The sequence below is a fragment of the Nocardioides sp. genome (genome assembly GCF_047602075.1).
Lineage (GTDB): Bacteria > Actinomycetota > Actinomycetes > Propionibacteriales > Nocardioidaceae > Nocardioides.
The window spans coordinates 1,709,810-1,730,806 of sequence record NZ_JASGIF010000001.1 but is presented as its reverse complement, the minus strand read 5'-3'; the positions used below and the strand labels follow the sequence as shown (position 1 = coordinate 1,730,806).

Sequence of the window (20,997 nt, the reverse complement as noted above, 5' to 3'; positions counted from 1 at the left end):
CGTGGCACTCGCGGCGTTCACTCTCAACGGCACCCGGTACGAGTTGTCGAGCGACGTCGTGGAGGCGCGGTTGGTCGGCGTTGTGCCGGAGCCCATCCGCGAGCACGCCGCCCAGGTGAACGGGGTCTGGTATCCCGTGATGCAAGCCTTCGAGGTCGCCGTGGGCGTGCCGCGCTCAGAGTTCATCTCCCACACGGCACGGCGACACTTGGCGACGCTCGGCTTCCCGCTTCAGGGAAGGGTCGAGGGCCGGGACGAGGCAGCAGCCGCGACGGCGACAGCCAAGCCCGACTTGACGGTCGTCCGCGACTTTGGCGGTGAGGAGTGGCACACCGAAGCCAACGTGCAGGCATCAGTCGTGACTGCGCTGGCCGCGCGCGGCTATCGCGTTCTTTCGGTGGCTAACACCGCGACCAGGGAACACGGTGTCGACGTGGTCGCCTCCCGCGACGGCGCAACCGTCGGGGTTGAGGTCAAGGGTTACCCGAGCAGGAACTACGCCGACCCAGCTAGGCCCAGCGAACGCAAGAAGACCCAGCCAAGCACCCAGGCCGGCCACTGGTTCGCCGCCGCCGCCCTCGCCGCGATGAGACTGCGCGGCAAGGAGCCAGGGTGGAAGAGCGTGATCGCACTTCCCGACTTCAATCGGTACCGCGACCTCTTCACTGAAACGCAGGGGTCGTTGTCCGCTGCGGGAATCTCTGTGTGGTGGGTCGACGAGGACGGGACCGTCGACTTCGGCTAACGCCCGATCGCGGTGCCTCGGGGCTCCGGACGATGTTCGATCGCTGCCTCGAAGTCGAGGCGGTGCTGCGCGGCACCTTTCGGAGGCTTTCGTTGGACCGGCATCGGGCGCAGGTCGTGGTGCACGATCGCGAGCAGTTCGGTCTGAACGGGACCGGTGATGGGCAGCCACTTGCGTCGTGGGCCTTTGACCAGGTCGCCGTTGTCGTTCTCGATCGCGGAGACGATAACGCGCTGGAGGTAGAGGCGTTCTTTGATGCCGAGTTCGACGGCGGTGCAGACGCGTTCGTCGATGCCGGCGCTGATGCGTTCGAGTCGCCGGAGCTGCCCGGTATCGCTGAGACCGTCGTTGGGCAGCTTCTGCATCCGGGCTGCCGCGACTGAGCCTTCGCCGGCGGCGAGTCCGCCTTTGCCGTAGAGCCCGCCGACGTCGCGGGTCTGATGGACGAGGTGCCCGTAGGTCTCGGCACGCCGCTGCCACCGGGCTGCGAGCTCGGGGCTGCTGTCGGTGAGTCGTCGAGCGGCTTCGAGGGAGACGATGCGTTGGGAGTCCATGACGACGCGGAGGCTTTGGGCGTCGGGGAACTTGATCAGGTGGAGCAGCAGGTTGTGTTGGGCCTGGAGCACACCGGTGGTGCCCGGCAGGCCTGGTCCCTCGATGGGGCGTGTGGGTGGTTTCCAGCCGCGTCGGTCGACGGAGTAGTCGGGGTTGCCGTAGCCGGAGTACGCCGCGCAGACCTCGGCCGCGCGGCCGAGGCGTCCTGGGTCCTTCAGCTGCTTCCAGCCCGGGATGTTGGAGTAGCGCCGGTCCAGGCCGACCAGGGCGCGGGTGATCTCGGCGGCGTCGTGGATCACGGTCATGCACTCAGCTTCGGAGAGCCGTCCGTAGCCGACTCCGGCGTCGAAGTCGTGCTCTGCGAGGGCACACGCGCGGGCGGCTTGCCGCCACAGGTCGACCATCTCGAACCGTTGGCCCGAGACGAGTTCGTCGGTCGTCGGCAACCCGGCGGGGTCGGCGTCGATGGCAGCGTCGAGGCGGTAGCGCAGTTCCTCGGCCGGGCCGCGGGTGCGGGCGCTGGTGCCGGTCAGGTTGATCCGCGGGTTCGCGGCCCGCATGGCTTGGTGGCACCAGGTGAGCACGGCGTGGCGGTAGCGGGCGATCTGTTCGCCGATCTGTTCGCGTTCGGTGACGGTGGTGGTCGCCGGGACGCTGTGGAGCCCGGCACCGCCAATGCGTTGCTGGATGCGGTGCTGGGTCAGCAACTCACGCAGCGAGTCCCGCAGCAGCCGCGTGTTCTCGCCGTACATCACGGGGCATCCAGCTCGCGGGCGGAATGCAGCATGTCCAAGACCAGCTCGACGGTCAGACCATCGATCCCATGCGTGGCGAGGTCCTCGATGGCCGACTCCGCGACCGTGAACAGCACGCCGCGGTCGGTGGCCGCGACCGGGCTGATGGCGGGGATGAGGTCGCCGTGGATGAAGTCGATCTGGAGCAGGACGCGGTCGTACTCGATGGAGGCGTCGATGGTGACGGCGTTGTCGGCCAACGCGGCAAGGTAGGAGCGGGCCTCGGCGAGGGTGACCGCGTGGGCAAGCAACATGTGACGGTGCCTTTCGACAAGAGGGGTGGCGGAACGTCCACCGTGGAGCCGGAAGCCGCTGACTCCGGCAGAAGCTGGCGTGGGTGTGGACAACCCGCCGCAACGGAATGGGTGTGTAGGCGCTACGAGGCGGCTCGGACCTGTTCCTCGATAGCTCGCCGGGCGGCCACGTCCTCGGCCACGAATGCCGCGAAGTCGGCGTCGCGGTCGAGAATCTCGACCTCCGGTGCGGGCTCGTACGGCGCCTCACCCGGCCACGCGGTCTGCCGCGTCGGCCGGTCGCGGTCCAGCCGTGTGCCACTGAGCGACACCCACTCCCGAAGTCGCTGCTTGGCCTTGTGGAACTCGCGGTGCCATGCCAGCGGGCCCGCCGGGGAGCCTTCGGGGTCATACGCGTTGACCCGGGCGATGTGGAGCGCCGAGAGCTCCCAGATCAGCTCGTCGTGGCGGTGCCACAAGGGAGGAACCACAGCCGGCGGGAGCCCGTACGAGTGGCATAGCCACTTCACGAACCTGTTCAGGTCGTCCCACTCCAGGAGCGCTTCGTCCGCACTCAGCACGTTCCAGTCGACAGGGCGCAGCGGGCGCTCGTCGTCGAAGTCGGCGGCCCCAAAGACGGTGTCGGGACCGCCGAACTCGAACAGGTCGCCGCGCTCGAACTCCAGCGTCTGCTGACCGGATTCGACGTCGGTACTCACCGCTGCGTCCTCAGAGGCTGACGGACTGCGCCGGCTCGTTGACCAGGTTGAGCTCGCCGTTCGGCGGGTCGGGCTGCTGGGCCGGGGTCCGGTCCACGACGTAGCGGGTGCGGGCGCAGTCGTGCCCGATGCGACGGGCGACGAACTGCTCCCGGATCTGGCGGGGACCGCCGGGGCGGTCCTGCTCGTACTCGTGGATGTAGCCCGACGCGACGATCTGGTCGCCGGGCTTGAACCTCGGGTAGGCCCGCTCGGCCGCGCGGTCGAACAGCACCAGGTCGCAGTAGACCGGGTCGAGCAAGGTGTTCGACCCGTCGACCTCCTTGCGGTGCTGCTCGATACCGACCCGGCAGAACAACCGCGGGTGGCCCTTGCCGGTGAAGGTCAGTTCCGGCGCGGTCGCGATGTAGCCCTGGAGGCTCATCTGGGTGGGAATCGTCATCGTCTGGCTCCTGACATCGCGCAGTCGCCCGGACGGCAACCGCTCTCAGGAGTCAGGTGTGACGGCGGTGCCGCGCTGTTAGCCTTGAGGCGTCCCTCCGGCTCCGTGGACGTCACAATGCGGGTGAGCCGGGCGCATCAGCGCATACCGCCGCCGTGCCGTTCGTCGATAGAGGCGAGGCGTCACTCCAATCAGTCACTTCTGTTGGAGGTCGCCATGTGCACCAAGGTCCCGTACGCGAACCGCTGGCTCGCGCGCCAGGCCCTCACGGCTCTTCGAGCGTCCGGTTGGACGGTCCGCTCGGTTCATCCCTGCTTCGAGAACCACCCTGGCTGCTGGCACGTCACACGCCAGAAGGGTCGAGGCTGGTGAAGCCACGACCTTCCGGGCCTGGTCTCCTAGAGGGCTCCGGCTGCGTTGCGGAGGTCCCCGGCGGTGTGACGCATGTTGGTGATGACGTATCGGCCGCCTTCGATGAAGTCGCCGGTCCAGGGGTCAAACAGCACGTCGCTCTCGAACTTGTCGGCGCCGGCGTCGATCTCGCGGGCCGCGCGCACCGCGACGCGCACGGGCACCGGCAGGGCTGCTTGGGACTGCGATCCCTCGGTCACGACCGAAGCGAGCGCGCTGGCCAGTTCCAGGACCTCCAGAATGGGGTCGCTGCTGGCCTCATCGAGCCAGCAGAGCTTCTCAGCGGCGATCCCCAGCAGGTGCTTGAGGGCAGTTCCGACGCTCTCGGCGTTGACGTGCGTGACCCACTCGGAATCCGGGGTTTCGGCGGTGAGGCCATAGGGGTTGTGCATGGCGCTTCCTCTCGGCTGGTTTATCTACGGCGGAGTGCCGCTTCAACTTGGGTGCGGTGCTCGCGGATCTGGTCGGCGTTCTTGCGGCCGGTCCAGGGGCGCAGGTCGGTGACCAGCGGCGGGGCGCTTCGGAGCAGCACGAGGGCGGTGCCGAACGGCAGGGTGCGGATGACCTCGGGCGGCATGACCGGAACCCGCCGGATGGAGCGCTGCAACGAGCGGGAGCCGTAGTCGCCGACCGAGATCGTGTCGGTCTTCTCGTCCCGCTCGCCGATCAACGCGGAGAGATCTTGGAGATCCTTGGCTGAAGACGTACCGCCAAGGACGACCTTGACGATGCTGGCGTCCCAGATAGCACCGGCGGCGTGGTCGCCCCACTTGTCCCGTGCCTGGGAGAGCGACTGAAGCACCGGCACGGTGGTGATCCCGGTGCCGCCGCCTTCGGCCATGAGGACCGGGAGTGACGGCAGCGGTGAGAGGTTGCCGATCTCGTCGAGTGCGAGCAGCAGAGGCACCACAGTCGCTGAAGTGGTGATCGCCGAGACCGGCGGCGACTTCACCCGATTCCCCACCCCGGGTCACCTCGCGTCCTGGGCCGGGGTCTGTCCCGGACATCACGAATCCGCAGGCCGGGTCAAGTCGACCCGGACCCGTCCCGGGAACCGACACCTCAAAGGAGCCCTCGGCACCGCAGCCATGGCCGCCGGACGCAGCAAGAGCACCTACCTGGCCGCCCGCTACCGACGCATCACGGCCCGGCGAGGCAAGACCAAAGCCATCGTCGCCATCGAACACTCTATCCTCACCGCGATATGGCACATGGCCCGCACCGGCGCCCTCTACGACGACCCCGGCCCCGACTTCTACACCCGCCTCCACCCCGAGAACACCAAGAAACGCGCCATCCACCAGCTGGAGGCCATGGGCTACCACGTCACCCTCGACAAAGCCTCCTGACCGACACCTCTGGCTGAGAGAATCTTCGACTCAGCCGGGAGAACTCGACTCCCGCCGAGGGCGTCCGCCGTCGCGAACTCGATCACGGCACAACAAGGGTCAGGCATTCCGCGACGCATGCGGGCTTGGCGCTGGCCGCCAGTTCGACGATGACTAATGTCCGCACGTCCAAGCCTGGGTCTCGCTCAGTGACCGACTGCAGTTGCACGCCGGCGCGTACTCGGGATCCAGCAGGCACGGGCGCTGGAAAGCGAAGTCGATTCGCGCCGTAATTGATGACCATCCGCACGCCCTCGACCCGGTAGACCTCCCAGGCGAGCATTGAGACCATAGAGAGCGTCAGGTATCCGTGTGCGATGGTCGTACCGAACGGCCCCTCCGCGGACCTCTCGCGATCGACGTGAATCCATTGGTGATCGCCAGTCGCCAGCGCGAATCTGTCAATCATCTCCTGCGTCATGTCGTGCCATTCGGAATAGCCGAGGTGAACGCCAGCTGCGTCGACCAGATCGTCGATGCTTGTGAAGATCTGCATGCTGCTCCTAGGTGAACGGCGCTTGTGGGGCGCCTTGTGTCGCAGTTGGAGCGGCGACGCGACGATTGGTCGGCACGTCAGACCACAGCCCCCGCGCTGGTGTGAATTAGCTGTCCGGTGATCTGTCGACTTGCACGAAGGCACAGAAAGGCGATGACGTTCGCGACGTCCTCCGGCTCGGACAGGCGCCCCAGGAGGTTGGCGGTTGGCCCCTCGCGCACGCTTCTTTCGAGGGTCTCGTCGTCGCCGACGATCTGGCGGGCGATCTCGGTCCTTGTGAGTCCAGGTACAACGCAGTTCACGTTGATGTCGAATCTGCCGAGTTCACCGGCCGCGATCCTGGTGAGCGCCTGGAGGCCGCCCTTGGACGCGGCGTAGGCTGGCGTCGCGTCCGTCGCCCGGAATGCGGCGCTGGAGCTGACGTTCACGACGCGACCGCCACGTCCTTGGGCGACTAGGCGGTTGGCGACGGCCTGGGTCACGATGAAGGGCGCCCTCAGGTTGACGCGATAGATCCGGTCGAAGTCCGCTGCAGTGGTGTCGACCAGCGTGCCCGGTGTGTTGATCCCGGCACTATTCACGAGAGCCCACAGTTCACCTGGCTGTTCCACGGCGTGCCCGACGATCTCGTCCGCCGACTCCAGCTCCGACAGGTCAGCTGCGATCGATGTTGCGCGGCCGCCGGACTCCTGGACTGCCTGAACCAACGCCTCGAGACCGGTGAGATCCCGGTCAACAGCGACGATATCGGCGCCGTTGGCAACTAGCTTGAGCGCGGTTGCTCGTCCGATGCCGGCCGCGGCCCCAGTGACGATCGCGGTCTTGCCTTGGAGCTCTCGGGACTTCTCCGACACGTCTAGCTCTCCCTCGGTTCGAAGCGGTGGGCCATACGAAGTGGCGCTTGACACATGATGCCCGTCACATGCAGTGTTGTTCAACAACACAGTAGTAGGGAAGTTGGGAAGGAGGGGTGCAAGTGGTCGCGAAGTCAGGGTCGATTGCAGCCGCGGGGACAGGTGGATCTCGCCGCCCGTTTGAGCCGTTGAACATTGCGCCCGCGTACCGGCTCATCTACGAAGCGATCGAACGCCAGATCGTCGAGGGCTCCCTCCGTGACGGAGAGGAGTTGCCATCGGAGACTGAGCTGGCAGCTGCGTTCGGGGTCACGCGAAACACGCTTCGCGAAGGGATCCGACTTCTAGAGCAGAGCGGCTATGTGACCAGGCAGACCGGAAAGCGCCTGGTCGTCACGCGCCCGCACTACACCGGACAGTCGCACATCGCATCCAAGGCTCTCGTCATGCACGCGGTCACTTTCCGCGAGCTCTGGGAGGTCTCGCTCCTACTAGAAGCCGGATCTGCGGCTATGGCTGCACCGCGAATCTCCGACGACCTACTCCTCGAACTGGACCGCAACGTTGAGGCAATGCGGGAGAACCTGGAAGGGGGCCGCGAGATCATCACCCTCGACATCGAGTTTCACAACATCATCGGCTTCAGCTGCGACAACAAGGCCATGGAGCTGGCCCGTGAGCCGATCAGCCTCCTGTTGTACCCCGGCCTGAAGAACCTGTTCTCGCACCCAAAGGCTGTGAACGCTGGGTCCCGGATGCTCGAGGCGCACCGCGACATCGTCGAGGCCCTGCGCCGACGAGACAGCGAGGCCGCGGAAGCAGCGATGCACCGCCATATGCGCGACTTTAAGCGCGGATACGTCTACTGCGGGATCGACATCAACGCGCCGCTGGACGCGAAGACGGTCCTCGATCAGTCGTAGTGAAAGCACCCGACCTCCAAAGGAATGACCGTGCCCGAAAGTCTGTCCAGGCCACTCATTGACGCCGAAGTCGCAGCGCTCTCGAACATCCGCGGCCTTCGGGTGTTCGACCTTGAGACTGTCCGTTTCCCTGGAATGCCCCAGTACGCGGGCCATTTCCCGTTCACAGTTCTGACCTACCGATCTCCGCGTGGCATCCAACAGGCCGGCGACGAGGCGTGGCTCGCCGACGGGAATGAGGTCAACTTCAACTTCACCTCAGAGGTGATCAGTTGCACGGTCCACACCGGCGCTCACGTAGACGCCCCAGCCCACGCCACCATCGGTCCTGACGACCACTGGCATGGCGGCGGCAACGCGGCCGACCACCTAGGCGACTTCGGACCGCAGCACGGCGACGCCGCCACTCTGCCGGTGATGATCGGTCGGGGAATTCTCGTGGACATCGCAGCTCATCTCGGTCGCGATCGCCTCCCGGGCGGGTATGCGATCTCGCTGGACGAGTTCGACGGAGCCCTGCGCGCGCAAGGACTCTCAATCCAGTCGCACGACGTGGTTCTCGTCCGCACGGGCCAGATGTCCGCCTGGCCAGACGGCGATGAGATGGACAAGACCTTTGGCGCAGGGATCACGCTCGAAGTCGCCGAGTACTGCATGAGTCGAGGTGCCTCAGCACTTGGAAGCGACAGTGCAGCAGTCGAAGTGATGCCTTCGGTCCGCCCAGGACACCCACACCCGGTTCACGAACTGGTGCTCATCGAGCTCGGTCGCCAAATCATGGAGAACCTCTACCTCGAGGACCTCCACGAAGCGCAGGTATCGGAGTTCGTCTTCTTCTGCGCTCCGCTAAAGATCAGGGGAGCCACCGGGGCCATGATCCGTCCGATCGCCATCGCGTGATCGCGTGAGGACCGGCAACGAAGGAGCGTTCTCATGAGCTTCTGGGATTATCTCAACTCAAGATCACCTGAGCTGCAGGAATCTGCCTGGGGACACATCGAAGTAACGGCGGCGGCTCTGGGGATCGCAATCGTCCTTGGTATAGGACTAGGGATCCTCGGTCATTTGGCGGCTTGGACCAGAGGAGTGCTTGTTGGACTGTTCGTCATCCTCTTCACGGTGCCGCCGCTCGCTCTTCTCAGTCTGTTGATTGCACCCGTCGGGCTCGGTTTCCGGCCCTCGGTCATTGCACTCGTCATGTATTCAGTGCTGCCGATTTTGCGAAACACGCTCGTCGGTCTTGGCAGCGTGCCTGCCTCGCTTACGGATGCTGGCGTCGGCATGGGGATGAGCCGACTCGAACTTCTGTTCCTTGTGCAGTTGCCCGTGGCGTGGCCGATCGTCATCGGAGGTGTGCGGGTCGGCGCCCAAATCGCCATCTCGGTGGCAGCGGTCGCGGCCTACATCGGATGCCCGGGCTTCGGAAATCAGATATTTGAAGGACTTGCACGCTTTGGGGCCGTCAACTCCTTCAACGCCGCACTAGCAGGAACCCTCGGAGTCGTTCTTGTTGCGGTTCTCTTCGACGTCGTTATCGCGGGGGTCGGGCGACTCGCCGCACCGGAAAGGGTGTTCAAGTGAGCTTCAACCCGACTAGCGAGAACTCGGCACATCCAATGATCGAGTTCCGCGGAGTCTCGAAGGAGTACGGCCGGGGGAGTGCGCCGGCCGTCAGGAACTTGAACCTGACCGTGGGTCGGGGCGAACTGCTAACTCTTGTGGGACCGTCCGGTTGCGGCAAGACGACCAGTCTCAAGATGATCAACCGGCTCATTGAGCCGACGTCAGGCGAGATCATGGTCGACGGTCGAAACCTGCGGGACCTCAAGGCGGTCGACCTGAGGCGTCACATCGGCTACGTGATCCAGCACGTCGGACTGTTTCCGCACATGAGCGTCGCAGGAAACATCGCGGTCGTTCCCAAGATCCTTGGTTGGAAGAAGGACCGAATCGGCCAGAGGATTGAGGAAGTGCTGACCCTGGTTGATCTCGATCCGGCCGAGTTCGCGGGACGACGCCCGCGGGATCTCTCCGGCGGCCAGCAGCAACGGGTCGGTGTGGCACGCGCGCTCGCAGCAGACCCGGCCATCGTGCTCATGGACGAACCCTTCGGAGCAACAGACCCACAGACTCGTCAGGCTCTCCAACTTGAGCTGATCGCGCTCCAGAAGAAGGTCGCGAAGACGATCGTCCTCGTCACTCATGACGTCGACGAAGCCCTCAAGCTGGGCGACCGAATCGCCGTCTTCGGACCGAACGCGGAGTTGAAGCAGATCAGCACCCCTGCCGATCTTCTCAACCGCCCTTCGACTGAGTGGGTTCAACGGTTCATCGGTGGATCACCGGTGCTCCGCCACCTGCAGCTCCAGCACTTTGGGGACGTGAAGCTTCTCGCTCCGGTCGACATGGTGGGTGGCCAAGTCTCGTTCGGGGGCATGTCCCTGATCACAGAGGACGGGCGCCCTATCTGCTGGCAGGGTGCGGGCAAGGTTCCGATTGTGGCAACCATGCCCGTGGGCACAAACCTCGCCGATGCGGTTGGACGGATGCTGCGGCAACCGCACGTGCCCATCGTTGTCGTTGATGATGAAGGCCGATATCTCGGCATTGCTGACATCCAGCTGATCAGCAGCACTTTGGCCGAGGGCGACTTGGACGGGACATCCGACGCCCCGGGGCGGGTCGCGGGTGACGACTGATGGCGACGATTGCGACCGACGTCCGGTCCCCACGGCTTCGTCGGCCTCGCGTAGGCGGGCTAGCGGCGAACGTCCTAGTTCCGGCCGTGATCTTGGCCGCAGCAGTCGCGCTCTACGTATGGGCGCAGGGTCAGGATCTTGACGAGATCGAGCAGCGCACGCTCAACCGCGACTTCATCGTGACCTCGCTCGAACAGCACATCAAACTCGTGATCGTTGCCACTGCCGTCGTTGCCGTGACAGCGATTCCGATCGGCACCTTGCTCACGCGCGGCCGGTTGCGCGCGTTTGCGCCAGCAGTCGTCGCGTTTGCGAATGCGGGTCAAGCCGTTCCGACCCTCGGCGTGATCGTGCTGTTGAGTTTCTGGATTGGAATCGGATTCGAAGTGGCGGTCGTCGGGCTCGCGATCTACGCGTTCCTGCCTGCGCTTCGGAACACCATCGTCGGCTTCAGCCAGGTCGACCCAAGCATCCTTGAGGCCGCACACGGGATGGGAATGAGCGGCTTCCGCACGCTCACGCGGGTCGAGTTCCCACTCGCCCTCCCGATCATCATCGCCGGCCTTCGAATCACCATCGTCTTGAACGTCGCCAACGCGACTATTGCGACCTTCGTAAACGCAGGCGGGATGGGCGCGTTGATCGTGAACGGCATCCAGCTCCAGCGCACGCCCGTGCTCATCGTTGGCGGCGTGACCGTGGCGCTCCTAGCAGTGTCGTTTGACTGGCTTGCGGGTCGCGCAGAGGCACTCGCAGCGCATATGGCGTGGGGATAGGCGCTCGGTCCGCCGAAGAAGTAGTTGACCATCCGAACAACATGGAGTGTGCAATGACTGGAAGATATCGACGGCTCCTCGGGGCGTTCGCCGCGGTGGGTCTGTTCGCCGCCTTGGCCGCATGCGGAGGAGGTTCTGACGACAGCGGAGCCTCCGCCGGTGGCGGCTCGATCAAGAAGATTCCGGCGCTCGAAGGCGTCACCTTCAAGCTCAGCGATAAGACCTACACCGAGAACGCGCTGAACGAGAAGATGACCGCCCTGGCACTGGAGGCCGCCGGCGCGAAGGTGGACTACCTTCCAAGCTTCGCAGCAGCGGAAGCCGCTCGGCAGGCGCTGGTCGCCGGCCAGATCGACATGTACTGGGAAGGGATGGCCTCCGGTTGGGTCGGATACCTCGGAAATAGTGAGCCGTTCGACACTGTGGACGCGATGTACGCGGCTCTGTCCAAGCAGGACTTGGAGGAGAACGGCATCAAGTGGCTTCCTCCGGCGCCGTTCAACGACACTTACGCGATCGCCGCGAAGTCGGAGACCGCAGACGACCTTGGCGTTCACTCCCTCTCCGACCTCGCCAATCTAACGAAGACGAATCCGGACGAGGCCACCATCTGCATCGAGACGGAGTTCCAGACGCGCAACGACGGCCTTCCTGGGATGTCGAAGGCCTACGGCATGGACTTCCCCTCGGACAACGTCAAGGTCGTCGACGCCGGCGTCGTCTATACCGAGGTGGCGAAGGCGGACACCTGCAACTTCGGCGAGATCTACTCGACGGATGGCCGCGTGAAGGGCCTGGGGCTGACCGTGCTCGACGACGACAAGGGCTTCTTCCCGATCTACAACCCGGCGCTCACCATGAAGAACTCGCTCTTCGAGAAGTACCCGGAGATCGAGGACTTAATGGCACCGATCCAGGCGAAGTGGACGGCTGATGTCCAGACGGCCCTGAACGCCAAGGTGGACGTGGACGGCGAGACCGTCGACCAGGTCGCGGAGGACTGGATGAAGGAGCAGGGCTTCATCGGCTGAAGCCCTGCTCCCAAGCGAGGCGGTGTCCAGACCGACTCGCACTGCAACCCAACAGTCCGCTCTCAAGTAGGAGAAGCAGCGTGCCAATTGAGCCGTTGATCGTCACGGTGGCTCCAACTGGTGGGAAACACACCAAGGATAGCCACTCGGGGATACCCCTCACCCCTGAAGAAGTCGCAGATGTCGCGGCGAAGGCTGAAAAGGCTGGCGCCTCCGTCATCCATGTGCACGTGCGCGACGTCCATGGCGGCTCCACGCTCAACCCAGCCCGCGCCGAGGAGTTCATGGCTGCGGTTCGTGACAGCTCGAACCTGATCTTTGAGTTGTCCACAGGTGGAAATCTCCAGCACCTGCAGGCAGAACGCTTGCAGGTGCTGGAGATCCGACCCGAGGTCGCGACAATCTCGTGCGGATCGGTGAACCTGGCGGATGGCGTATTCATCAACACCCGGGAGTTCTATGGCGAGTTGTATCGCGAGATCCGCAGGCTGGGCATCGTGCCCTCGTTCGAGATCATGGACCTCGGACACGCGACCGCCGCAGCACGCCTACTCCGCGGCGAGTTGGCGCAAGAGTCTCCGCTCTTCGAGATCATCGCTGGGACCGAGGGTGGAATGCCGAGCAGCACACTCGCTCTCCTCGCATGCCTCCAGGAGCTTCCGGCTAACTCTCACGTGTCGGTGAGCGGAGTCGGCGCGGATCCGACCGAAGCTTGGCTCTTCGGGCTGGTCAGCGCGAGCGGCATCAGGGTCGGGATGGAGGACAATCTGGTCAGCTCCGGCGGTCCCGACAACATCGACCTCGTATCGCAGGTAGTGGGTCTCGCGCGAAGCGCTGGGCGCCGGGTTGCAACGACTACCGAGGCGCGGTGGCTTCTGGGTCTTCAGGGACCGAGCAATGCGGAAGGCCCGGAGCGTGAATAACTCTCACGAAGTCCGCGCAGCCATCGCGGACGGTACGGATGCGCTTCAGGTCTATCGATTCATGCGCGCTGCCGGTGTATCTGACTACGGGACGCTCGTCGACCGAAGCATGGATCACGAGTGGTTCTACCCAAAGATCCTGGAGCACCTCGATCTCGAGTGGCCGGTGCCGTTTGAGCAAGTCGTTGACCTCAGCTCTGGTCCGTCGGCAGCACGATGGTTCACGGGCGGAAAGACCAACGCCACTTGGCTCGCGGTTGATCGATGGCTCGCGACGGACCGCGCGGACGACCCCGCCTTGATCTGTTCGAGCGAGGATGGGTCCGCGAGCAGATTGAGTTTCCGGCAGCTGGCCGCCAAGGTCGCGCGAACGGCGGCCGGTCTGGAAGCAATCGGGGTTGAGCCTGGAGACCGCGTCGCGCTCTTCGCTCCCATGATTGAAGAGGCCGCCGTCGGCCTCCTCGCGATTGCGCGGATGGGCGCCGTCGCGGTGCCGTGCTTCTCGGGCTACGGTGCGCAGGCAATCGAGGAGCGCCTCAACCTCTCCCGCGCCAAGGTGATGATCTGCGCTGGCGGCGCTATGCGCGGCGGGCGGCGCATCCCGATGTACTCAACTGCCGCCCAGGCCGCGCGACGGGCCGTGCACCTTCGCACGGTGGTTGTGATCGGCGACGTCTCAGGTTCACAACCGGAGCTCGCGACCGGACAGAACAGGGTGGGTTGGGACGAACTCCAAGTACTCGCTGGTGACCGGGGTCCAGGCAGTCAACCACCGTTGTTCGACCCAGACCATCCGCTCCTCATTGCGTTCACGTCTGGCACGAGCGGTCGCCCCAAGGGCGCCATTCATACGCATGGCGGCTTGCCCTACCGGGGCGCCATTGACATGGCATTGCTCTTTGATGTCGGGCCGGCTGACCGAGTCTGCTGGGTCACCGACATGGGCTGGATCATGGGCCCCTTCCTCGTGATGGCTCCCATGACGCTCGGGGCGACGACTGTGCTCGTCGATGGACTGCCATCCTTCCCCTCGCCGGACCGGATGTGGCGCCTCGTCGAGGCTGAGCAGATTAGTCAGCTTGGCGTATCTCCGAGCTTCCTTCGAAGCCAGGCCGATCTCGGGGTCGCACCATCGCTTTCAAAGGACGCGAGCCTCCGACTCATGGCGACAACCGGCGAGGTTCTAACGACATCGTCTTGGGAGTGGGTCCGCGATCATGTGCGATCCGGAGCAGTCCCACTGATCAACTACAGCGGTGGGACGGAGGTCGGGTGCGGAATCCTTGCCGGGTCGCCGGCGAGCCCTGTGGCCGGCGGACGCTTCGCCGGGCCAAATCTCGGAATTGACGCTGCGGTCCTTGGAGATGACGGCCATCGCCTCGTTGATGAGGTTGGCGAGCTGGTCGTCAGGCAACCGTGGCCTTCGATGACCCGCGGTCTGTGGGGCAACGACAACCGGTTCGAATCGACGTACTGGTCGACCTTCCCTGGCATGTGGCGAAACGGTGACAGGGCAATCGAACACGCGGACGGAAGCTGGGAGATCGTCGGGCGCTCCGACGACGTCATGAAGCTTTCGGGCAAGCGCGTCGGCCCAAGCGAGGTCGAGGCAATCGCGATGTCCGTTCGCGGTGTCAAAGCGTCGGCGGCCGTGGGCCTCCCGGATCCAATAAAGGGGGAGGCTCTCGTAGTGGTGATCACTCGACACGAGACGGACCAGTCGAACGACGACCTCGAAGCGCTGGTGTCATCGAGGATCGCTGCCGGCCTCGGTAAGGCGATCAAGCCAGCCGTTGTTCGTGTCGTACCCGAGTTGCCAGTTACAGCCTCGGGAAAGATCGTCCGCCGGGCGGTGCGCGACTGGTGCGTTGGCGGCTCGGGCGGCGACCTGTCAACGCTCCAGAACCCGGACGCAAGGATCGGCATCGTTGCTGCACTGTCCGCAGAGGTCTCGAGGCCCACAGAGTGACTGACACCTTCGGCGCTCCTCGAGCTGACGATATCCAGGACCCACGAGACCTTCTTGACCTAACCGGCAAGACGGCCGTGGTTACTGGAGGCTCGTCGGGCTTGGGCGTCGGGATTGCTCTAGGTCTGGCGAAACTTGGGGCCAACGTGTGCGTGACCGGTCGCAGAGAGCCGCAGCTTGTGCGCACGGTTGAGGAGATCTCGGCTGTTGGGGCCATGGGTCGCTACGTGGTCGCTGACGTCTCGCGAGAAGACCACGCCCACACAGTCGTGGAGCAGACGCTCGACTCATTCGGCAGTGTTGACGTCCTGGTGAACAACGCTGGCCGCTCCGGAGCGGCGCCCGCGACTCGAGAGTCCTCCGACCATTTTCGCGTGATTGTCGAGACCAACCTGCACGGCACCTACTGGATGTGCCAAGCAGTCGGTCGCGTCATGGCGCCAGGATCCGCGATCGTCAACATTTCGAGCGTGCTTGCGCTCACCTCGGCCGTCCTTCCCCAAGCGGCATACGCGTCTAGCAAGGCCGGCGTTCTGGGCCTTACGCGCGACCTGGCCCACCAGTGGACCGGCCGCAAGGGAATCCGCGTGAACGCAGTCGCGCCCGGTTGGTTCGGCACGGAAATGACGGCCGAAATGTCCGACGACATGCTGCGAGGCATCGTCGACCAGCGGGTCTTGGCAGGTCGCCTGGGCTCGATCGCCGAGCTTGTTTCTGCGGTCTGCTTCCTCTCCACGCCCGCAAGTTCCTACATCTCAGGCGTCGTCCTCCCCGTAGACGGCGGCGTCCTTACAAACTGATAGGTGAATCAAAAGTGTTGATGTCGCATCCGAACCAAGCACGCCGCGCGGTGCCCCGCGCGACTCGGACTATCGCGCTCGGAGTGGTCGATGCCTGAGGCCGTGATCGTGTCAGCAGTACGGTCGCCGATTGGCCGTGCGGTAAAGGGCTCCCTGGTCGACATGCGTCCAGACGACCTAGCCGTTGAGATGGTCCTGGCCGCACTTCGCCAGGTCCCCGAGCTTGACCCGGTGGAGGTCGAGGATCTGATCCTCGGATGCGCCCAACCAGCCGGAGAAGCCGGATACAACCTGGCGCGGGCCGTCGCCGTGCTCGCCGGGTTTGACTCACTTCCCGGAACCACCGTCAACAGGTACTGCTCGTCAAGCTTGCAGACGACACGTATGGCGACCCACGCGATCCGCGCAGGCGAAGGGGAGGTCTTCATCTCTGCCGGCGTTGAAACGGTGAGTAGGTTCGGATCGGGTATGGCGGACGGCATGCCCGGCACGGCCAATCCTCGAGTTGATGAGGCTGTCGCCCGGAGCCGAGTGCGTGCAGGGGAAGGAGCGGCCGCGTGGACCGATCCCCGCTCGGTTGATGAGCTCCCCGATATCTATCTCGAGATGGGTCAAACGGCAGAGAACGTTGCCCAACTGATGGGTATCACGCGACTCGAACAGGACGAGTTCGCGGTCCGTAGCCAGAACTTGGCTGAGCTCAGCATGGCGAACGGGTTCTGGGCACGCGAAATCACTCCGGTTTGCACCCCTGACGGGCGGACCATCGGCTCGGATGACGGTCCTCGAGTAGGCACCACGCTGGAGGGTGTCGCCAGTCTTCGGCCGGTATTTCGACCAGACGGCACCGTTACTGCTGGCAACGCCTGTCCGCTCAACGACGGTGCTGCAGCGCTCGTCATCATGAGTGACCAGCGCGCAAGAGAGCTTGGCCTTACGCCGCTGGCGCGTGTCGTCTCGACTGCGGTCTCAGGGCTCTCGCCCGAGATCATGGGCCTCGGTCCGATCGACGCTTCGCGGACGGCGCTTGCTCGGGCGGGTCTCACGATGGGCGACATCGACCTGGTGGAGATCAACGAGGCGTTCGCCGTCCAGGTGATCGGCTCGGCCCGTGAGTTGAACATCCCGATCGACAAGCTCAACGTCAATGGCGGAGCAATCGCCATCGGTCACCCGTTTGGCATGACGGGCGCGCGGATCACGGCCACACTGATCAACTCCTTGAGCTTCCACGACAAGGAACTTGGCCTTGAGACGATGTGTGTCGGTGGCGGGCAGGGCATGGCGATGATCCTCGAGCGTCTTAGCTGAGGGCGGCCAGACATCGTGACCGTGATCGAGAACTACGACTCGTCGAACATCGCGTTTGACTTCGTCGGGCGCACCGCTGTCGTCACTGGCGCTGCGCAAGGAATTGGACTGGAGATCGCGCGACTGTTCATGGACTCTGGGGCCGCCGTGCTCCTTGTCGACCTCGACGAGGCGGCACTGGACCAGGCTGCCTCAGACCTCGCATGCAACGCCATCACCGCGGATGTGAGCAAGACCGACGACGCCAAGCGGGTGATCGAGGCGGCCGTTGAGATGAGTGGACGTCTCGACATCTTGGTCAACAATGCGGGCGTTCTTCGCGACAGGGTCCTGTGGAAGCTGTCCGATGAGGACTTCGACCAGGTGTTGGCTGTACATGCAGGCGGGACTTTCAGGATGACTCGTGCCGCCGTGACTCAGTTCCGGGAGCAGGGCTTTGGTCGAGTCATCAACGTGACGTCATACACGGGTCTCCATGGCAATTGGGGCCAGTCGAACTACGCGATGGCGAAGGCGGGCATCATCGGATTCACGAAGACGGCGGCCAAGGAATTGGCTGGCTTCGGCGTCACGGTGAATGCGATCTCTCCGAACGCTGAGACGAGGATGATTGCCGCGATACCGAAGGAGCGTCGCGAGGAGTTGCTTGCCCAGATTCCGGCTAGACGATTCGCACTGGCCAGTGAGATGGCAGCAGCGGTTGCGTTCCTGGCTTCGGCAGAAGCCTCCTACATCACTGGCGCCGTGCTGCCCGTCGATGGCGGGATCTCGATGTGACTCTGCAACCAAGCGCGCCCGAGACCCCGCTGCGGCCGGCACTCGGGATGGTGCGGAGTTTGCTCGATGGTCGCCGTCGAAGGCGGTGACGACAGTGGCAACGTCTCCGACATCTCGCGCGTGGACTCACTTCTAGTCCACGTCTCAATTTTCGATGACCCGAATCGTGGCGGGGGAGATGATTCGTGAGCCCATCTCAGAGGTGCACGCCAAAGAGGCCGGGACCCTGATGACGATGTGCGGTCTGTCGACCGTCACCTGGTTCAAGCTTCTGGGATCGACCATTCCAGTCGGTCGAGGATCATCGCTGTACACGCTGCGAGGCTATTGTCGCGACGCGCATCAAGGACAGGCGAAGCTTCCCGTCGAAAGAGGATGTGAGCCCTGCTGTGGTGCGTTAAAACGCGCGCAGTCTTCAGTTGTCGCCAGTAGGCCAGCGCCTTACCAAACGGCGCAATGTCAGCCAGATGAAGCCGCCGAAGCTTCCCGTTGCCACGGGCCGCAGGAGCGGTTCGCTCCACCGGAGAGTCCTGACTCTGATCGATGTCGTGGGTCGGTCTGGCGGAAATCACTTCGACTCCTCCGTGGCCACGCACGAGGTCATCACGGTGAATGGCGTTTTATTTTGTCCGCGAGGTGGCACCTTCAGAACGGCTTCGATCGGGCTCGTCGATGAGCGACGTCGGTACGAGAGGTCCATTGCCCGCCCCATCACATTCCAGGCACTGGCCGGAAGGCACCCTGTTGGATGGTTGTACGGTAGGGGCGAACGTCCCTACGTCCCGGCTGCTCGACAGGGTCTTCGATGCCTCCCACTCGCGCGGGTGCATCCCGCTCTGTACAGCGGCGGCCACGAGGTTGGCTAGGGCGTATGGCTTGTCCTTGGGCACCTGGTCGAGTGCACACCACGCCAAAGATCCGTGTCCGCTCAGCCAACTCGCGAAGGCGAGCAGTGACGCAGGAGCGGCTCTGACCTAATCGGGCGCCCGTTGAGTCCGTCCAAAGTGCGACGTTAGTGGAGGCGTTGCTGCGGTTCACGTCGAGCCAGAGCCGGTCTCGGGTCGGGATCGACTCAACAGCGACGAGCAGTCCCGCTGCGTCGGCGTCGGAGAGGCGTACGCCGTCGCGGTGGAACCGCTGCATCCGGCTCAGCGCCCACCGTCCCTCCAGCTTCGCGGTGTTCTCGCGTGCCGCATCGCGAGTCTCGGGAAGGAGCCGAGCGACGGACTCGCGGTCGCCGACGAAGGAGGTCGCGAGCGAGTCACGGGTGGCGGCCGGCTGGGGCCGACCGGTCAGGACGGTCGCAACGGCGATTCGGTCTCGGGCTGCGTCAGTCTGGAGGCCCATGTCGCCGGCGTCGAGGTCGGCCCATCGGGTGTCGTCGGCCCACAGCAGGACGCGGGTGTCGATGCCGATGGAGTCGAACCCGTTCGGCGAACTCGTGGCTGACGTCGGTGGCCATCTCGCGGTCCGCGGTCAGGCAGACGATGGCGAGGCTGGAGCCGGGTTGGGAGTAGCGGCCGTAGGCGTCGCGGATGGATCGCCACACCAGCTCGCGGTCGCGGGTAGTGGTCGGCAGGTCGACGCGCGCCACGGGAAGGTCGGAACCCATCGGCAGGAACACGCTGGACTCCTCGAGCCATGTTGACCGGACTACCAGCGGGAGGGTGGTTGGTAGATGTAGGCGCCCATGAGCAGTCGTCGTTGGGAGTCTGGGCTTGTCGCGTGATCTTGAGCATCTGGAGGTGGCCCGCTGGGGGCGTGTCGGCCCTGGCGCATCTGGGGTCGCGTGGCTGGTCTACGACGAGGCCGGCGATCCTGTCACGCCGGTCGCGGAGTTCCTGAGGGACTTCGCAGCCCGTGGCAACAGCCCGAGCAGCGTCAGGTCGTATGCCTACGGGCTGCTTCGCTGGTGGCGCTGGCTCACCGCTGTCGAGGTGTCCTGGGACCGGGCGAGCGCGGCTGAGGTGCGCGACCTGACGTTGTGGCTGCAACTGCATCCCAAGCAGCGGCGTGCGGTGAGGACGGCCTCGGCGGCGACGGCCGGCACGGTGAACCAGGTGACCGGGAAGCGCTATCTGGACGACCACTACGCGGCACGCACGATCCGGCACAGCAACGCGGTGGTCTCCTCGTTCTACGAGTTCTGGGCCGAGCAGGGTCCGGGACCGCTGGTGAACCCAGTAGCGCGTGACCACCGCGGCCGGGGCCGTCCGAACGCGCATCACAACCCGATGGAGCGGTTCCGTCCCGAGGGCCGGGTGCGGCACAACCCGAAGGTCCCGCGCCGGCGGCCGCGGGCGCTGCCGGAGCAAGCTTGGGCGGATCTGTTCGACGCGATGGGCTCGAACCGGGACCGCGCGCTGCTAGCCCTGACGATCAGCAACGGCGCCCGCGCGGCGGAGGTCCTCGGCCTGCGCGGCAGCGACGTGGACTGGGGCAACCAGCAGGTCCGGGTGATCCGCAAGGGCAGCCGGGCCGAGCAGTGGCTGCCCGGCAGCAACGACGCGTTCGTGTGGCTACGGCTCTACCTGGCCGAGATCGGCGACGGGGCTGGTGGCGTGGGTCCGGCTGACCCGTTGTGGGTGACGCTGCGCCGGCGACGCGGCGCCGACGGGAAGCTGGCCCGGCGCCCGCTGACCTATGAGGCGCTGCGGGCGGTGCTGCGCCGCGCGAACGCGAAGCTAGGCACCAACTGGTCCATGCACGACCTGCGCCACACCTGCGCGCTGCGGATGGCCGCTGATGAGCACGTCTCGCTGCGCGATGTCCAGACGATCCTGGGCCACGCGCACCTGGAGACAACTGCGGAGATCTATCTCGTCGAGGACGAGCGCCACACCGTGGAGCGGGTTGCTGAGCATCTGGCCCGTCTGGCCGAGCCCAGACCAGAGCCCGAGCCGGTCGACCGCGGCTACCGGACCGCCGACCTGGCAGTGCTGTTCGGGGACGGCGTGCTCGGTGACGCCGGGCCCGGGGATGGGGTGCTGTCGTGAAGAGCGTGTTGACCAGCGAGCAGATCAAGGTCGCCGGACCCTACTATCGCGAGCATCCCGAGCTGGTGGACCAGGTCTTCGCCGGGCCACACGACACCGCCGCGACGGACGAGGTGCTGCGGCTGGTGACCAAGCTTCCCGGACTGGCCGGCGAC

At 65.0% G+C, this 20,997-nt stretch carries 22 protein-coding genes and 2 pseudogenes; 14 read left to right on the top strand and 10 right to left on the bottom strand.

What is annotated here, in order from left to right; genetic code table 11:
• Position 1 precedes the first annotated feature (1 nt).
• Positions 2-745 carry a hypothetical protein gene (locus QM714_RS08710; protein WP_415099524.1) on the top strand — a complete coding sequence of 248 codons (744 nt, stop codon included), beginning with the start codon at positions 2-4 and terminating at the stop codon, positions 743-745.
• On the opposite strand, the gene QM714_RS08705 is transcribed toward QM714_RS08710, so the two are convergent.
• The 6 genes from QM714_RS08705 to QM714_RS08680 form a co-directional block, all read right to left on the bottom strand.
• A complete protein-coding gene (locus QM714_RS08705) occupies positions 742-2,052 on the bottom strand; it encodes a hypothetical protein (RefSeq protein WP_415099522.1) in 1,311 nt (436 codons plus the stop codon). The genes QM714_RS08710 and QM714_RS08705 overlap by 4 nt on opposite strands.
• Positions 2,052-2,348 carry a hypothetical protein gene (locus QM714_RS08700; RefSeq protein WP_415099520.1) on the bottom strand — a complete coding sequence of 99 codons (297 nt, stop codon included), beginning with the start codon at positions 2,346-2,348 and terminating at the stop codon, positions 2,052-2,054. The genes QM714_RS08705 and QM714_RS08700 overlap by 1 nt, the downstream gene beginning before the upstream one ends.
• 122 nt (positions 2,349-2,470) lie before the next feature.
• Positions 2,471-3,046 (bottom strand): hypothetical protein, encoded by a 576-nt coding sequence (locus QM714_RS08695; RefSeq protein ID WP_415099518.1) that lies wholly within the window; start codon positions 3,044-3,046, stop codon positions 2,471-2,473.
• A gap of 10 nt (positions 3,047-3,056) precedes the next feature.
• The gene (locus QM714_RS08690) at positions 3,057-3,488 is read right to left on the bottom strand and encodes a single-stranded DNA-binding protein (RefSeq protein WP_415099516.1); all 432 of its coding nucleotides are present in this window, start codon (positions 3,486-3,488) and stop codon (positions 3,057-3,059) included.
• Between the two features lie 398 nt (positions 3,489-3,886).
• Positions 3,887-4,291 (bottom strand): hypothetical protein, encoded by a 405-nt coding sequence (locus QM714_RS08685; protein WP_415099514.1) that lies wholly within the window; start codon positions 4,289-4,291, stop codon positions 3,887-3,889.
• A gap of 20 nt (positions 4,292-4,311) precedes the next feature.
• On the bottom strand, positions 4,312-4,800 hold the full coding sequence (locus QM714_RS08680) for a type IV secretory system conjugative DNA transfer family protein (RefSeq protein WP_415101028.1): 489 nt from the start codon (positions 4,798-4,800) through the stop codon (positions 4,312-4,314).
• A gap of 4 nt (positions 4,801-4,804) precedes the next feature.
• Between QM714_RS08680 and QM714_RS08675 the strand changes: the two are divergent.
• Positions 4,805-5,248, top strand: a pseudogene (locus QM714_RS08675) (transposase); the annotation flags it as partial.
• 82 nt (positions 5,249-5,330) lie between these two features.
• Here QM714_RS08675 and QM714_RS08670 read toward each other — a convergent pair.
• Positions 5,331-5,783, bottom strand: a complete 453-nt coding sequence (locus QM714_RS08670) for a MaoC family dehydratase (RefSeq protein ID WP_415099512.1) — start codon at positions 5,781-5,783, stop codon at positions 5,331-5,333.
• Positions 5,784-5,860: 77 nt separating this feature from the next.
• Positions 5,861-6,637 (bottom strand): SDR family NAD(P)-dependent oxidoreductase, encoded by a 777-nt coding sequence (locus QM714_RS08665; protein WP_415099510.1) that lies wholly within the window; start codon positions 6,635-6,637, stop codon positions 5,861-5,863.
• Between the two features lie 122 nt (positions 6,638-6,759).
• On the opposite strand from QM714_RS08665, the gene QM714_RS08660 reads away from it, so the two are divergent.
• From QM714_RS08660 to QM714_RS08610, 11 genes are all read left to right on the top strand, one after another.
• Positions 6,760-7,560: a FadR/GntR family transcriptional regulator gene (locus tag QM714_RS08660; RefSeq protein ID WP_415099508.1), complete on the top strand. Its 801-nt coding sequence runs from the start codon at positions 6,760-6,762 to the stop codon at positions 7,558-7,560.
• A gap of 30 nt (positions 7,561-7,590) precedes the next feature.
• Positions 7,591-8,460 (top strand): cyclase family protein, encoded by an 870-nt coding sequence (locus QM714_RS08655; RefSeq protein ID WP_415099506.1) that lies wholly within the window; start codon positions 7,591-7,593, stop codon positions 8,458-8,460.
• A gap of 33 nt (positions 8,461-8,493) precedes the next feature.
• Complete coding sequence (locus tag QM714_RS08650) at positions 8,494-9,141, top strand: ABC transporter permease (protein WP_415099504.1); 648 nt, start codon at positions 8,494-8,496, stop codon at positions 9,139-9,141.
• A complete protein-coding gene (locus QM714_RS08645; RefSeq protein WP_415099502.1) occupies positions 9,138-10,259 on the top strand; it encodes an ABC transporter ATP-binding protein in 1,122 nt (373 codons plus the stop codon). The genes QM714_RS08650 and QM714_RS08645 overlap by 4 nt, the downstream gene beginning before the upstream one ends.
• An 86-nt stretch (positions 10,260-10,345) precedes the next feature.
• Complete coding sequence (locus QM714_RS08640) at positions 10,346-11,035, top strand: ABC transporter permease (RefSeq protein WP_415099500.1); 690 nt, start codon at positions 10,346-10,348, stop codon at positions 11,033-11,035.
• Positions 11,036-11,088: 53 nt separating this feature from the next.
• Positions 11,089-12,066, top strand: coding sequence for a glycine betaine ABC transporter substrate-binding protein (locus QM714_RS08635; protein WP_415099498.1), 978 nt, complete (start codon positions 11,089-11,091; stop codon positions 12,064-12,066).
• An 80-nt stretch (positions 12,067-12,146) separates the two neighbouring features.
• A complete protein-coding gene (locus tag QM714_RS08630; protein ID WP_415099496.1) occupies positions 12,147-12,989 on the top strand; it encodes a 3-keto-5-aminohexanoate cleavage protein in 843 nt (280 codons plus the stop codon).
• Positions 12,964-14,958 carry an AMP-binding protein gene (locus QM714_RS08625; protein WP_415099494.1) on the top strand — a complete coding sequence of 665 codons (1,995 nt, stop codon included), beginning with the start codon at positions 12,964-12,966 and terminating at the stop codon, positions 14,956-14,958. The genes QM714_RS08630 and QM714_RS08625 overlap by 26 nt, the downstream gene beginning before the upstream one ends.
• On the top strand, positions 14,955-15,758 hold the full coding sequence (locus QM714_RS08620) for an SDR family NAD(P)-dependent oxidoreductase (protein WP_415099492.1): 804 nt from the start codon (positions 14,955-14,957) through the stop codon (positions 15,756-15,758). Before QM714_RS08625 ends, QM714_RS08620 begins: the two co-directional genes overlap by 4 nt.
• A 90-nt stretch (positions 15,759-15,848) precedes the next feature.
• Positions 15,849-17,069, top strand: coding sequence for an acetyl-CoA C-acetyltransferase (locus QM714_RS08615; RefSeq protein WP_415099490.1), 1,221 nt, complete (start codon positions 15,849-15,851; stop codon positions 17,067-17,069).
• 15 nt (positions 17,070-17,084) lie between these two features.
• Entirely contained in the window at positions 17,085-17,846 is a 762-nt protein-coding gene (locus QM714_RS08610; protein WP_415099488.1) for an SDR family oxidoreductase, read from the top strand.
• A 620-nt stretch (positions 17,847-18,466) separates the two neighbouring features.
• Here QM714_RS08610 and QM714_RS08605 read toward each other — a convergent pair.
• Together QM714_RS08605 and QM714_RS08600 are read right to left on the bottom strand one after the other, a co-directional pair.
• Positions 18,467-18,805: pseudogene (locus QM714_RS08605) on the bottom strand (DUF4192 family protein); the annotation flags it as partial.
• Positions 18,806-19,176: 371 nt separating this feature from the next.
• A complete protein-coding gene (locus QM714_RS08600; RefSeq protein ID WP_415099486.1) occupies positions 19,177-19,470 on the bottom strand; it encodes a hypothetical protein in 294 nt (97 codons plus the stop codon).
• Positions 19,471-19,564: 94 nt separating this feature from the next.
• Here QM714_RS08600 and QM714_RS08595 point away from each other — a divergent pair, with 94 nt between their 5' ends.
• Entirely contained in the window at positions 19,565-20,842 is a 1,278-nt protein-coding gene (locus QM714_RS08595) for a tyrosine-type recombinase/integrase (protein ID WP_415099484.1), read from the top strand.
• Positions 20,843-20,997: the final 155 nt, after the last annotated feature.

Excerpts from the sequence above, each read along its gene's own strand:
- QM714_RS08705 (WP_415099522.1), bottom strand. The coding sequence starts at position 2,052 with ATGTACGGCGAGAACACGCGGCTGCTGCGGGACTCGCTGCGTGAGTTG.
- QM714_RS08700 (WP_415099520.1), bottom strand. The coding sequence starts at position 2,348 with ATGTTGCTTGCCCACGCGGTCACCCTCGCCGAGGCCCGCTCCTACCTT.
- QM714_RS08690 (WP_415099516.1), bottom strand. The coding sequence starts at position 3,488 with ATGACGATTCCCACCCAGATGAGCCTCCAGGGCTACATCGCGACCGCG.
- QM714_RS08685 (WP_415099514.1), bottom strand. The coding sequence starts at position 4,291 with ATGCACAACCCCTATGGCCTCACCGCCGAAACCCCGGATTCCGAGTGG.
- QM714_RS08670 (WP_415099512.1), bottom strand. The coding sequence starts at position 5,783 with ATGCAGATCTTCACAAGCATCGACGATCTGGTCGACGCAGCTGGCGTT.
- QM714_RS08650 (WP_415099504.1), top strand. The coding sequence starts at position 8,494 with ATGAGCTTCTGGGATTATCTCAACTCAAGATCACCTGAGCTGCAGGAA.
- QM714_RS08635 (WP_415099498.1), top strand. The coding sequence starts at position 11,089 with ATGACTGGAAGATATCGACGGCTCCTCGGGGCGTTCGCCGCGGTGGGT.
- QM714_RS08625 (WP_415099494.1), top strand. The coding sequence starts at position 12,964 with ATGCGGAAGGCCCGGAGCGTGAATAACTCTCACGAAGTCCGCGCAGCC.
- QM714_RS08615 (WP_415099490.1), top strand. The coding sequence starts at position 15,849 with ATGCCTGAGGCCGTGATCGTGTCAGCAGTACGGTCGCCGATTGGCCGT.